Origin of the sequence: Mycolicibacterium confluentis, from assembly GCF_010729895.1 — a bacterium.
Taxonomy (GTDB): domain Bacteria; phylum Actinomycetota; class Actinomycetes; order Mycobacteriales; family Mycobacteriaceae; genus Mycobacterium; species Mycobacterium confluentis.
The window spans coordinates 3,741,722-3,755,371 of sequence record NZ_AP022612.1 but is presented as its reverse complement, the minus strand read 5'-3'; the positions used below and the strand labels follow the sequence as shown (position 1 = coordinate 3,755,371).

The following is a 13,650-nucleotide window of genomic DNA, read 5'->3' as shown; positions in this document are numbered from 1 at the left end:
GGTCCGGCGAAATCCCGGGCAGCGGATCAGCTGCGCTTCTGCTGGAGTTCGGCGAGCATCGCGTTGTAGGCGTCGAGGTCGTCGTCGTACCCGCTGTCGCTGTGCCGGTCCTTGCGTTCGCCGTCCCGGCGGTCCTGACGGGCCCACTGTGCCACCAGCGCCACCACCACGATGATCACCGGCAACTCGCTTGACCCCCAGGCGATCGCACCGCCCAGGTGCTGGTCATCGGAAAGGTCTGGCAACCAGGGCAGTTGGAGGCCCCGGTAGAAGTAGTCGCCGAGGTTGGTCGACATGGTCATGGTCGCGATGCCGAAGAACGCATGGAACGGCATCACCGCGAACAGAAGGCCCAGCCGGCCCAGGAACGGAAGCCGACTCGGGCCCGGATCCACGCCGATGATGGCCCAGTAGAACAGGTAGCCCGTGAGCAGGAAATGCACGCTCATGAACTCGTGGCCCCAGTGGTACCGGATCAACGTGTCGAACAGCGGCGTGAAGTACACCGCGTAGAGCGAGCCGACGAACAGGCTGAAGGCCGTGATCGGGTGCGACAGGAATCGTGTGACGGGGGAGTGCACGAACCACACCACCCATTCCCGCGGCCCCGGCCTGCCGCCCGCGCCCGCCGGAGGCAGCACTCGCAGCGCCAGCGTCACGGGCGCACCCAGCACCAGCAGCACCGGGACGAACATGTTGAGCGCCATGTGCTCGCCCATGTGCACCGAGAACATCGCCGACCCGTAGGCCCGCACGCCCGAACTCGTGGCGATCAGCAGGGCCGCGCATCCCGAAACCCATGCCACGGTGCGGCCCACGGGCCAACTGTCGTCACGGCGCTTCAGATGACGCACACCGTAGAGGTAGGCGGCGGCGAGTACCACTGCGGCCGTGCCCAGCAGCGGATCGAACCGCCACACCGTCACGAGGTTGGCAAGCGAGGGCCCGTCGGGCAGTTCGTAGCCGAGAAACACGTCCCACACCGTGAACTCATGCCCGAGAAAGCGGGGTGGCGCGTCGACGGCCAGCGCGCAGAATCCGCCGACGACGCCGATCGCCGCGACCGTGCTGGCCGCGGGCAGCCACGTCCGGGTCCATCCCCGCACCTGGGCCACGTCGGCGATCAGGATCGCCGTCAGCAGCGCCGCGGTGCCCAGTGTCACCCGGCCGTACAACGTGCTGAGCAGTGCCGTGGCGGGCACGAACACCGCCGCCAGCACGACGCCGAACACCAACGTCACCGCGGCGGCCGTGGCGTGGATGAGCAGCACGCGGCGGCGCAGATCGTGCGGCGGCGGGCTGATGAGCGCCGCGGTCTTCCCGCCGATGAGCACCGCTGCCGCGACGGCGAAGACGATCACCGCGCTGGTGGCGACGTCATGGTCGGGCCCCTGTCCGGGATTGCCCGTCACCGCGACGGCCAGAACGCCGAGTACGGCGAGCAGCATCAGTACGGCATGTCCCAGCCATCGCACCGTGAACCGGACACCGACCGCCACGATGACGGCGAAAAGCGTTGCCGCGCACCAGCCGCGGGCCTGCTCGGAGGCCGCGATCGCGTCGAACATCGCGGCGCTGGTCACCAGACGGGTGACGGGCGCGCCCGCGGCGGAGGCGCCGGTGAGGATCGCCATCACCGCCGCACCGAGCGCCCACACCGGCGCGAGGCGTTCGATGAGCAGATGCACGCGGAACGTCGCGGGATCGATTCGACCTTCGTCGTCGGGCGTCGCGGTGGTCACGATGTGCGCGAGCGCGCCGAGGGTGACCGTCGCGGCCAACGTGATCAGGAAGAAGCCGACGAATGTGGCGAGGTTGGTGGCGGTGCCCGGAGACGGCGTCCCGGTGGCGACGAAACGCTCGACGCCCGAGGCCGTGCCGTACAGGGCCACAGCCAATGCCACCGCCGCGGTGCCGGCGAGCACCACCGCTCGGGGGTGTGAGTCGTCTGTCATCGTTGCCTTCCCGCTGACCACCAGAAGTCTACGACTGCCTGTCGTAGTCAGGAGAATCGGCGGGAACTTCTGCCCGCGGCGCCCCGACCAATCGACGTGAGCCAAACCCCGACAGTTGAGCCGGCAGACGCCGTCGCGACCGTGAGCGCGCCCGACACCGCATGGGCGCGGATTCGTCCCCTTCTGGTCCGACTGCACTTCTACGCCGGAGTGTTCGTCGGCCCGTTCATCCTGATCGCCGCCGTCACCGGACTGCTGTACGCCCTGGTTCCGGAACTCGACAAGGCACTGACGCGCGACCAGCGCCTCGTCGAGGTGGTCGGGGAGACGACGCTGCCGCTGTCCGACCAGATCGCCGCGGCCCGCGCCGCGCACCCCGAGGGCACCGTCGAGAGCGTCCGGCCGCCGGCCACGCCCGAGGAGACCACGCGAGTCACCCTCGCGGTCGACGACGTGGCGCCCGACTACGGCCGCACGATCTTCGTCGACCCCTACACCGGCCAGGTGCGTGGGGCGCTGACCACCTACGGCGAGTGGATGCCGGTGCGGGCCTGGTTCGACGAGTTCCACCGCAACCTTCACCTCGGGGCGCTGGGGCGCAACTACTCCGAACTGGCCGCCAGTTGGCTGTGGGTGGTCGCGCTGGCCGGCCTGGTGTTGTGGATCGGCCATCGCGCCGGCACCGGACGCCTCCGCCGAGCGCTGCTGCCCGACCGCGGGACCACCGGACGCCGACGCCTGCTGTCCTGGCACGGCGCGTTGGGCACGTGGGTGATCGTCGGACTGCTCGGCCTGGCGATCACCGGGATGACCTGGTCCAAGCACGCCGGCGAGTCGATCGACGCCATCCAGGGGGCCCTGCACACCCGGGCGCCGGCGGTGGACACGGCGCTGAGCGGATCGCCCGCGCCCGTTCACGCCGGCCACCACGGCGCCGCGCCCGCGGCGGCCGAGGGGACCGAGTTGACCGAGACCCAGGCACTCGCGGGCGTCGACACCGTCCTGCGCGCGGCGCACGATGCCGGCCTGCGTGACCCGATGTGGCTGTATCCGCCGAGCACCCTCGAAGAGGGCTGGAAGGTCGCCGAGCGTAAGCGCGACTGGCCCACCCGGGCCGACGCCGTCGTCGTGGATCCGGCGACCGGCGCCATCACCGACCGCGTCGACTTCGCGTCGTGGCCGACCCTGGCCAAACTGACCGACTGGGCCATCGACGCGCATATGGGCGTGCTGTTCGGTCTGGTCAACCAGATCGTGCTGGCCCTGGTGGCGCTGGCCCTGATCGTGATGATCGTGCTCGGCTACCGAATGTGGTGGCGGCGCAGGCCCGTCCGCGGTGGGCCGCCCACCGGCCCACGCCGTGGCGCGTTGGGTTCGCTTCGACCGCATGAGGCCGTGATCGTGGTCGCGGTGCTCGCGGCCGTGGGCTGGTTCGCACCGCTCTTCGGCCTCTCGTTGGCGGCGTTCGTGGCCGTGGACGTCGCGCTCGGATGGTGGCGGGGTCGTCGAGCCGAAACGGCGCGGCGGTGATCGCCGACCTTTCGCTGCGCTGGGTGGTGACCATCCTGTTCAGCCTCAGTGCACTCGAATGCGGGTACGCCGTCGCCATCAGCCACCGCCGTCCCGCCGCGGTGGTGGGGCACAGCCTGCACCTGGTGATGGCGGTCGCGATGGCCGTCATGGCCTGGCCGCGCGGTGCGGAACTGCCGACCACGGGGCCGATGGTGTTCTTCGCGGCCGCCGCGGCGTGGTTTCTCACCGTCGTGCTGCGGTCCGGCGGATCGTGGGCGCGCCTGGTCAACGCCTATCACGCCGTGATGATGCTGGCGATGGCGTGGATGTACGCCGTCATGAACGGCAGCATCCTGCCGGGGCAGGCGGCCCAGCACGCCCACCACGAGCACGCGCACACCTACCCGACGTGGATCGCGGCCATCAACTGGTTCTGGACGCTGGGGTTCGCGGTGGCCGCCGTGGGCTGGACGTACGGGTACTTCGCCAGCCGGCAGCGCACGCCGGGGCGAATGTCCTTTGTGCACTTCGGGATTCTGTGTCAGGCGATGATCGCCGCCGGTATGGCGATCATGTTTGGAGTGATGCTGTAGCGGCTCAGGCGGCGGGGTCGTCGGAGCGCAGCAGCTTCAGGTGCCCACCCTCGGCGGCCGCGCCCGGGGGAGTGTCGCGCACCTCGGGTTGGCGCCACACCAGCAGCGCGAACACCGCGGCCAGCGCGACGGGCAGGTGGCTGACGATGCGGGCCACCGTCACCTGGCCGATGGCGTCGTCGATGATCACGTAATAGGTCAGCAGTGCGACGTACACGCTGAGCACGCACGCCAGTCCTGGTGCCAGGCGCGGGCGCACCGCCGCGGCGATGGCCACCGCACCCGTGGCCGCCGACCACGCGGTGGACTCGTTGAGCAGGTGCGCCGCGTGAGCAGTGCCGTGGTGTGTGGTGGACAGCATGCCGAAGTCCAGTCCGAAGGCCTGCCCCAGCGCGAGCGCCAGTTGCACCGCGCCGGCGATGCCCAGCGCCCAGCGCAGCGCGCGCCGGTAACGAGACGGCGGGGTCGGCACGGCGGCCTGCTCCTGCAGGCGACGGGCGGGTTCGGAGTCGAGCAGCGACCCGACCAGGCTGTTCATCTGCTGGGCTTGGTCAAACCAGGCGCGGCAGTCAGGGCATGAGCGCAGGTGTTCGTCCACCCGCAGCGAAGGCACAGGCTCGCGCTCACCGTCGATGCGGGCCGACAGCGCCTCCCTGGCCACCTGACACTCCACGCCCTCATTGTCCCGCACTCGCGGCTCAGCGTTGACAGGAAGGACACCAGTAGGTGACGCGCTCGCCGCCGCGGTCGGTCTCGATCAGCGACCCGCAACGCCGGCACGGTTTGGTCACTCGGCCGTACACCCACAGGTCCCGCCCGTGGTGCGTGTCACCCGTGGTGGTGCGGTTGACGCGCATGCGGTTGAGCATGAGCATCTTTCGGGCCTGATCCACCAGTCGGCGCGGCTTGGTCAGCTCACTCACCGGGGTGCTGGGCCGCAGACCGAACAGGAAGCACAGCTCGTTGGCGTAGACGTTGCCGATGCCGGCCATCACCCGCTGGTCCAGCAGTGCCTGCGCCAATGGGCGTGCCGGGTCCGCGGTGAGGTTGGCGCATGCCTGTTCGGGGGACCAGTCGTCGGCCAGCAGATCGGGACCCAGATGGGCCACCGCGTCGAGGTCTCCTGTGCGGTCGAGCACCTCCAACACCCCCAGGTCGACGCCGACGGCGCGGGTGTCGGCGGTCTCCAGCACGATGCGGGCCCGGTGATCGACACGTGTGCGCGGGCCGATCTGCCAACTGCCGTCCATCAACAGATGCGAGTGGATGCTGGCTGCGCCCACCCTGATGAACAGATGCTTGCCGCGGCAGAGCACCTCGTCGACCGTCTCGCCGGTGAGGTCGGCCGCGGCGAAGCGCGGCACCCGGACATCGCAGCGGGTCAGAGTCTTGCCGACCAGCGCCTCGCGCAGTTGCGCCGCGGCGCGGAACACGGTGTCGCCTTCGGGCATCAGCGCAACCGGAGACCACGAGGGGTGCGCGAGAATCCCGCCGAGACCAGGGCCGCGGCGGCCGGCGACCCGCGGTCCTCCAGGACGTTGACGCCGTCGATGCGTTCCACCAGCAGGCCCGGCACGCGGCGGGTCTGCACCAGATCGGCCAGCGCTGCTGCTGCGGCGTGATGCACGCCGGGGTCGGTGGTGAAGCCCAGCAGTGACCGTCCGCCGCGCTCGACGAACCAGGTCAACGCGCCGTCGACGAGCACGACAAGTGCGCCGGCCTTGCGTCCCGGCCGATGCGCCGAGTCGGTGTCGGACGCCCGCGCCGGCCAGGGCAGCGCCGCGCCGTACGGGTTGGCCGGATCGGTGGCGGCCAGCACGACCGCGGTGCCAACGCGATGCTCCTCGTCGATGCTGTCGGCATAACTGCGGAGGCGATCGACCGTGGTGGCCGTCGCAAACTGCGCACCACCCAGTGATTCGACGAAATATCCGCGCTGGCATCGGCCCGCGTCCTCGGCCGCGGTCAGGACTTTGTAGAGCATCGCGAAGCCGCCCGGGACATTCTCGGCGGTCGCGGCCCCCTTGGTCAGCACTCCGTGCCGGCCCAGCAGAAGATCGGCCTGGAAGTGGGCGCGCACCGTGGTGTCCAGTTCAGCCTCAGGCAGGGCCGACCACCGCCCGGCGACCGTGGGGTCGACGTCGCGGGCCTGCCCGTGGGCGATGCTGTAGCGGCTCAGCCGCGGTGCGCGCCGGTGCCGGTGTGCGGGTGCGCTGGGCCTTCGAGTGCCGGGCCTTCGCTCGCCGGTGAGCATCGCACGCACCGGAGCGAACGTGTCGCCCGTGACATGACCTGCCCAGATCAACTGCCACAGAGCGTCTTTGAGATCTGAGGCGCTGACCCCGTCGACCGACAACTGGCGGAAGAAGTAGGCGCCGCCCCCGTGCAGTGCGTCGAGCAGGGCGCGATGCGTGTCGGTGAAGTCGAGTTCACTGGGCGGTGTCAGCGTCAGCGGGGCGGTGTCGGCGGTGTGGAATGCCACCCACCCGTCGGACGTGGCCAGTGCGCCGGCACCCGACCACAGCACCTCGCCGGAGGCCAGAAGTTCGTCGAGCATGGCCGGTTGGTAGTCCCGCACCCGCTGACCGAAGATCAACGGCTCCACCGCGGAGGCGGGCAATGGCACACCCGCCAGTTGGTCGATCACCGCGGCAAGGCCGTCGGTGCCCGACACACTGTCGGTGCCCACCATCTGCCACGCCGGAAGGAATCTGGCGTACGCCGCGGTGCTGACCGGTTCGATCTGCGCTCGCAGCGCCGCCAGAGACCGGCGGCGCAGGATTCGCAGCACCTCGGCGTCGCACCACTGCTCGCCACCGGCGACATCGGTGGGCACATCGGTGAATTCGCCGCGGATGAGCTTGCCGTCGATGGCCAGGCGACCGAGCACGTCGGCGGCGACCCGGACTCCGAGGCCGAACCGGACGGCCGCCTCTGCGGTGGTGAACGGCCCCCGGGTGCGGGCGTAGCGCCCGAGCAGTTCACCCAGCGGGTCCACGACGGGATCCAGGAGTGCGATCGGCACGCCGACCGGCACCGCCACGCCGACACCGTCCCGCAGACGGGCGACGTCCTCCACCGCAACCCACCAGTGCTCACCCGCATAGGAGACGGTGTGGACGCGCCGCGCCGCGCGAAGCCCTTCGAGCCACCCGCCCACGTCTGCGGCCGTCGACCGTTCGGCGATCTCGGTGGCGGTCAGCGGGCCCAACAGGCGCAGCAGGTCTGCGACGGCCTCGGCGTCGCGGGCTTGGCGCTCGGGCGTGAGGTGCTGCAGTTGGCGGGTGGTCGAGCTGATGACGTCAGCGTCGAGCAGTTCCCGCAGTTCGATGCGGCCCAGCAGTTCGGCGAGCAGCGTGGGATCCAATGCCAGTGCGGCGGCCCGCCTCTCGGCGAGCGGGCTGTCGCCCTCGTACATGAACGCACCGACGTAGCCGAACAGCAGCGAGGCCGCGAACGGTGAGGGCGTGGTGGTCTCGACCTCCACCAACCGCACCCGCCGCTGCGCGATGCGGTTCATCAGGTCGGTCAGCATCGGCACGTCGTAGACGTCCTGCAGGCATTCCCGGACCGCTTCCAACACGATGGGGAAGTCGGGATGATGACGCGCGATGTCGAGAAGCTGTGCGGCGCGCTGACGTTGGTGCCACAGCGGCGAGCGCTTGCCGGGATGCCGACGGGGCAGCAGCAGGGCCCGCGCGGCGCACTCCCGGAAGCGGGAGGCGAACAGCGCCGACCCGCCGACCTCCGCCGTCACCACGGGTTCGATCTCGTCGGCGTCGAAGACGAAGATGTCGGCGCCGGGCGCGACGTCATCGGTGTCGGGAAGCCGCACGATGATGCCGTCGTCGGATGCCGTCGGCTTCTCGTCGATGCCGTAACGGTCGTACAACCGTTTGCCGACCGCGAGCGCCAACGGGCCGTGCACCCGGAGGCCGTACGGCGAGTGCAGGATGATGCGCCAGTCACCGAGTTCGTCACGGAACCGCTCCACCACCAGCGTGGTGTCCGACGGCACCACGGACGTGGCGGTGCGCTGCTCGTCGAGCAGCTGCCACAGGTTGTCGGTCGCGTACGCGTCGAAACCGACTGTGTGGCAGCGTTCGTCGAACGCGCCGCGATCCAGGCCCGCAAGCTCTCCGGTGAAGGCCCCAATGGCGGCGCCGAGTTCGACGGGCCTGCCCACCCCGTCGCCGCGCCAGAACGGCAACCGCGCCGGTTCCCCTGGTGCCGGGATCACGAGCACCCGGTCGTGAGTGATCTCGGTGATGCGCCAACTGGTGGCGCCCAGCGAGATCACATCGCCCGGACGGGACTCGTAGACCATCTCCTCGTCGAGTTCACCGACGCGCGAGGGTTTCTCGGAGTCCGCGCTGCTGGCCAGGTACACCGTGAACAGGCCGCGGTCGGGGATCGCGCCGCCCGAGGTGACCGCCAGGCGCTGGGCGCCGGGACGGGCCGTCAGGGTTCCGGTGTCGCGGTCGTAGACGATGCGCGGTCGAAGTTCGGCGAAGTCCGTTGACGGATACTTGCCGCTGAGCAGGTCCAGGGTGGCTTCGAAGGCGCTGCGCGGCAGGGCCGCGAACGGGGCCGAGCGCCGCACGGTGTCGAACCAGGCGTCGGCGCTGATCGGTTCCAGCGCACACGCCGCGACGGTGTGCTGAGCCAGCACGTCGAGAGGGTTGGCGGGCACCCGCATGGTCTCGATCTGCCCGCCCAGCATGCGCTGCACGGTGACCGCGCACCCGATCAGGTCGGTGCGGTGTTTGGGGAACAGGACGCCCTGGCTGATCTCGCCGACCTGGTGGCCGGCGCGGCCGATCCGCTGCAGGCCGCTGGCCACCGACGGCGGCGTCTCCACCTGGATGACCAGATCGACTGCGCCCATGTCGATCCCGAGTTCGAGGCTCGAGGTCGCGACGACGGCCTTGAGTTGGCCGCTCTTGAGTGCGTCCTCGACCTCGGCGCGAGCCTCCTTGGACACCGAACCATGGTGCGCACGTGCCAGCACCGGTGCGGCGCCGAAGGTCTGCCCGCTGATGGCCATGATGTGCGCGGGCGCGCCGCCGGCCACCGTCGGATTGTGCGAACCCAGTTCGGCGCCCGTGCGTTCGGCATGGATCTCGTTGATTCGCGCGGTGAGCCGTTCGGCCAGTCGGCGGGAGTTGGTGAACACGATCGACGAGTTGTGCGCCTCGATGAGGTCGACGATGCGCTCCTCCACGGCGGGCCAGATGCTGTTGTCCTCGAGGTTGGCCATGTCCGGTACGGGCACCTGCACCGCGAGTTCGAACGTCTTGGCCGCGGGCGGCGCGACGATCGCCGGCGTGGCCGACGCCGTGCCGGACAGGAACCGCGCGACCTCTTCGGGAGGACGGACCGTCGCCGACAAGCCGATCCGCTGCGCGGGCTTCTCCAGCATCGCGTCGAGGCGTTCCAGGGACAGCGCCAGGTGCGCGCCGCGTTTGGTCGCGGCGACGGCGTGCACCTCGTCGATGATCACGGTGCGGACGTCACTGAGCGTCTCGCGGGCCGCGGAGGTCAGCATCAGGAACAACGACTCCGGCGTCGTGATGAGGATGTCGGGCGGCTTCGTGAGCAGTTCCCGGCGGCGGTTCGGTGGAGTGTCGCCCGACCGCACCCCGACGCTGATGGCGGGCGGTTCGGTGCCGTTGCGTTCGGCGATGCGCGCGATGCCCGTCAGGGGTGTGCGCAGGTTGCGTTCGACGTCGACCGCCAGTGCCTTCAGCGGCGAGATGTAGAGCACCCTGGTCTTGGGTGCGCCCTCGCGGGGGTGGCGGGCCAGTTCGTCGATGGCCCACAGGAACGCCGCGAGCGTCTTGCCGGACCCCGTCGGGGCGATGACCAGCGTGTTGTGGCCGTCGGCGATCGCGTCCCAGGCCTGGGCCTGTGCGGGGGTGGGTGCGGAGAAGGTGCCCGCAAACCAGTCCCGCGTCAGCGTGCTGAAGCGGGACAGCGTGTCGGGGGAGCGGGCCACCACACCATGGTGCCCGTCCGGTCCGACAAATTGATCCTCGATTGCGCGGGCGGACGCCCGACCAGCGTGTATACGATTCCTTTGTGGTGGCGGGGGGTTGGCAGCCGTGGATCGCGGCCGCCCCAGACGGGCGTCCGGGGACGTCCGGCGGAAGCGTGTGCAGGACCGGGGTGCTGGCGAAGCTGTCGGCCGCCCGAGACGGCGATCTGGCGGTGGTCATGGCCCCTCCGGGCTACGGCAAGACCACCGTGGTGGCGCAGTGGGATGAGGCCGACGACCGCCCCTTCGCGTGGGTCCAGGCCGCTTTCCTCGACCACGGCCCCGTCCCTCTGCTTCGGCATGTCGAGACACTGGCCAAGGCCGGAACCCAGGTCGTGGTGTTCGACGATGTGCACAGGATCACCTCGGCCCGCGCCGTCGCGGCACTGCAGGTGCTCGTCGACACGCCCCCTCCGTCATTGACCGTGGTCCTGATCGGACGTGGGGCCCCCATGCTGCGTCTGGCCCGGCGTCGGATCGCGGGGTCCATCGTGGACATCGGAGCCGACGATCTGACGATGTCCGTTCTGGAGGCGACCGGGGCCTTTGTCGGCGTCGCGGGCCCGCGCGATGCGGCGATGCTCGCGACGGTCCTCGACAGATGTGAGGGCTGGCCCGCGGGAATCGCGCTGGCCGCGCTGGCGACCCGTGCTGGCGCGGATCCCGTGAATCTCACCGGATGCGACTCGCTGATCGCGGACTATCTGGCCGAGGAGGTGTTGGGTCCGCTCGATGACGAGTCCGTGGACTTCATGACCGACTCGTCAATCCTGGAGCGGTTCAACGCATCCGCGTTGGATGACGTGCTCGACCGCGTCGACAGTGCCAGGCGGCTGGAGGCCGTTCGGGCCTCGGGCCACCACCTGTTGATCCCCTTGGACCGCGAGCGCGCCTGGTACCGCTGGAATCCGTTGCTGGCTGAACTGCTCAGTGCGAGCCTGCGGGCACGCGATCCCGTGCGGTATCGCGACCTCGCAAGCAGAGCCTGCCGTTTCCTGGAGGAGCGGGGCGACGTCGACGGTGCGTTGCGTCAATCCCTGGCGGCGCAGGACCGGGTGCACGCCGCGGCGCTCGTGGGTCGTGATGCCGTGCGACTCGGATTCGACGGGAACACAGCGCTTCTCGCGCGGCGCATCGGCCTTCTGGATGACCGCACCGTGGCAGAATGCCCCGACGCCGCGATCGCATCGGCGTGGCTCGGAGTCCTGACCGGCGACGCCGAACTCATCCAGCGCTCACTGGCGTCGGCCATCCGTGCCGACCGAGGCCTGCCGATGTCCGACGGCACGCCGTCGGTGAGTGTCGGTGCGGCCCTGGTGAGTTCACTCGTCGGGGTGGGGGGTGTGCACGCTGTGCTGCGGCACGCCGAGACCGTGCGCAGCGCCTGCGAGGATCTCGTGAGCCCGTGGTGGGGGGCGGCGACCGTGATGAAGGGTGCGGCCGAGGCGATGCTGGGCCACAGTGACGTCGCCCGAGATCTGTTGGAGTCCGCCCTGCCCACGCTGGCCGACCTGCCGGGATTCCAGGCCGCCGCGCTGGCCCACCTGGCACTGCTCGACCTCGCCGATGGCGACGACGTCGGATGCGTCCGACGCAGTGTGGCCGCCCGACGAATCGCCGATGCCCACGATCTCGGTGACGCCGTCCCGATGGTCGTGGTCTACGCCACGAGTGCCGTCGTCGCCGCGCGCGTGGGCGACGTCCCCGCGGCCCGCGACGCCATCGCGATCACTGAGCGCCTGCTGGCCCGGTTGGGCGTCCTGGCGGCGCGCACCGCGCTGCTTGGACACGGTCTGCTGGCGTGGACGGGCGCGGTGATCGAGGACCGCGAGATCACGACGCGCCATCTTGAGGAGGGGCAGCGTGCACTGCGTCGGGAACCCGGCGCCGTCGGTCTGGGACGCAGGCTCGAACGCGTGCGTGCGCTGGCCTCGCAGGGCGAGCACAGGCCCCTGACGGCCGCGGAGTTGCGCCTGTTGCCGCGCCTGGCCACGCACCTGTCGCTGCAGCGCATCGCCGATGAGCTCATCCTCGGCCGCGAGACGGTCAAGAGTCAGGCGACGTCGATCTACCGCAAGCTGGACGTCGCATCCCGCGGGGACGCGGTGGCCGAGGCGAGGCGGATCGGGCTGCTGTCCGGGTAGTGCGCAGCCGCACGACCGCCGGCTTGCATTACTGGGCAGCGCCGACGAATACCATTACGCAGCAACCGTTTCGCGGCGTATCAGTTACAGGTATTCGTCCTTGGGTTGGACGGTGACGGTCGCGTCCTGCATCTGGTTCTGCGATGGGGGTTGGTACGCGGTGTACCACCACCAGTCGCAGCGTTCCCCGGAGGTTCCGGGGTAGGGCCGCGCCTGCGGTGGGGGGCCGTGCGGTCGCCGCGCCAGGGTGCCGTGACTGAGTTCGTCACCGTCGCAGTCGAGCACCCGCAACCGGCTGGCCGGGCCCAGGACAGTGATTTCACCCTTGTGGTGCATCCGGTGGTGATACGGACACAGCAGCACCAGGTTCTCCAACTCGGTCAGACCGCCGTCCTCCCAATGCTGGATGTGATGGGCATGCAGACCCCTCGTGGCCCCGCATCCGGGGACCGCGCAGGTGGGGTGGCGATGTTCCAGGGCGCGGCGCAACCGCCGGCTGATCGTGCGGGTGGTGCGCCCCGACCCGATCGGCTGCCCGTCACGTTCGAACCACACCTCACAGGTGGCATCACAGGTCAGGAACTGGCGATCAGCGGCAGACAGCGCCGGCCCCAGGTGCAGGGCGGCGACCTTGTCTTTGACGTCGAGATGCAGCACCACCGTGGTGCGATGCCCCTGCGGGCGCGCGGTGGCCTCGGCATCCCAGCCGGCCTCGACGAGTCGCATGAAGGCGTTGGGCAACGTCGGAAACGGTGGACGACGCAACTCATCACGATGGTGCCCAGTGTCGGACTCATCAGCGTCGTGATCACGCTTCCACTCACCGATCAAGGCCTCATGGTGTGAGGTCAGTCCGGCCTCGAACTTCGCCGACTCGATCGCAGGCAGGGTGATGCGCCACGTGACGGTGTCCTCACCCACACTCTTGGACACCGAAGCTTGGGGTTCGGGCTTGGGAGCCTTGTCCGGGCGCGGCTCCAGCTTGATCGCCTTCTTCAACTGGCTCACCGAAGCATTGGTGGCGAACGCCCGATAATGCTCGTCAGAACCCTCGCCGGCGCGGCGGGCGATCACCCCGACCTGATCCAGCGACAACTGGCCCTCGCGCAGTGCCTCGACGCAGCGGGGGAACTCCTCGATCCGCTCGGCGATCGCGGCAATCGACTTTGAGTGCTCCAAGGAGGCGCCCAACCGCCACGCCAACAACCCTGCCAGCGACCGACACCCCGTGTGCCCCCCCCACAGCCCGTCCATCCGCGCGGCGATCTCGACGATGCGGCCGTCGATCGCGTTGCGCTGCCCCGCCAGCTCGGACAATTCGTCGAACAACACCCCGAGACGGTCGCCGCACGGCGGCTCAACCGCCTCGTCGGGAAACGCCGTGATCGACATGACCCCAGTGAACCAGC

The 13,650-nt window shown here is 70.0% G+C and carries 8 protein-coding genes; 3 read left to right on the top strand and 5 right to left on the bottom strand.

What is annotated here, in order from left to right:
• Nucleotides 1-26: 26 nt before the first annotated feature.
• Complete coding sequence (locus G6N34_RS17670) at nucleotides 27-1,955, bottom strand: cytochrome c oxidase assembly protein (protein WP_085150007.1); 1,929 nt, start codon at nucleotides 1,953-1,955, stop codon at nucleotides 27-29.
• Nucleotides 1,956-2,096: 141 nt separating this feature from the next.
• Here G6N34_RS17670 and G6N34_RS17665 point away from each other — a divergent pair, with 141 nt between their 5' ends.
• On the top strand, nucleotides 2,097-3,485 hold the full coding sequence (locus G6N34_RS17665) for a PepSY-associated TM helix domain-containing protein (RefSeq protein ID WP_234812733.1): 1,389 nt from the start codon (nucleotides 2,097-2,099) through the stop codon (nucleotides 3,483-3,485).
• Nucleotides 3,482-4,060 carry a DUF5134 domain-containing protein gene (locus G6N34_RS17660; protein ID WP_085150005.1) on the top strand — a complete coding sequence of 193 codons (579 nt, stop codon included), beginning with the start codon at nucleotides 3,482-3,484 and terminating at the stop codon, nucleotides 4,058-4,060. The genes G6N34_RS17665 and G6N34_RS17660 overlap by 4 nt, the downstream gene beginning before the upstream one ends.
• A 4-nt stretch (nucleotides 4,061-4,064) precedes the next feature.
• Here G6N34_RS17660 and G6N34_RS17655 read toward each other — a convergent pair whose 3' ends face one another.
• Genes G6N34_RS17655 through G6N34_RS17645 form a run of 3 tightly spaced genes read right to left on the bottom strand, consistent with a single transcriptional unit; the run spans nucleotide 4,065 to nucleotide 10,058 of the window.
• Entirely contained in the window at nucleotides 4,065-4,721 is a 657-nt protein-coding gene (locus tag G6N34_RS17655; protein ID WP_165763629.1) for a zf-HC2 domain-containing protein, read from the bottom strand.
• Nucleotides 4,722-4,758: 37 nt separating this feature from the next.
• Nucleotides 4,759-5,511 carry an endonuclease VIII Nei2 gene (gene nei2 / locus G6N34_RS17650; protein ID WP_085149076.1) on the bottom strand — a complete coding sequence of 251 codons (753 nt, stop codon included), beginning with the start codon at nucleotides 5,509-5,511 and terminating at the stop codon, nucleotides 4,759-4,761.
• Entirely contained in the window at nucleotides 5,511-10,058 is a 4,548-nt protein-coding gene (locus G6N34_RS17645) for an ATP-dependent helicase (protein WP_085150003.1), read from the bottom strand. Before G6N34_RS17645 ends, nei2 begins: the two co-directional genes overlap by 1 nt.
• An 83-nt stretch (nucleotides 10,059-10,141) precedes the next feature.
• Here G6N34_RS17645 and G6N34_RS17640 point away from each other — a divergent pair, with 83 nt between their 5' ends.
• Nucleotides 10,142-12,241: a winged helix-turn-helix domain-containing protein gene (locus G6N34_RS17640; RefSeq protein ID WP_085149073.1), complete on the top strand. Its 2,100-nt coding sequence runs from the start codon at nucleotides 10,142-10,144 to the stop codon at nucleotides 12,239-12,241.
• 84 nt (nucleotides 12,242-12,325) lie between these two features.
• On the opposite strand, the gene G6N34_RS17635 is transcribed toward G6N34_RS17640, so the two are convergent.
• The gene (locus G6N34_RS17635; RefSeq protein WP_085149070.1) at nucleotides 12,326-13,633 is read right to left on the bottom strand and encodes an HNH endonuclease signature motif containing protein; all 1,308 of its coding nucleotides are present in this window, start codon (nucleotides 13,631-13,633) and stop codon (nucleotides 12,326-12,328) included.
• Nucleotides 13,634-13,650 lie beyond the last annotated feature (17 nt).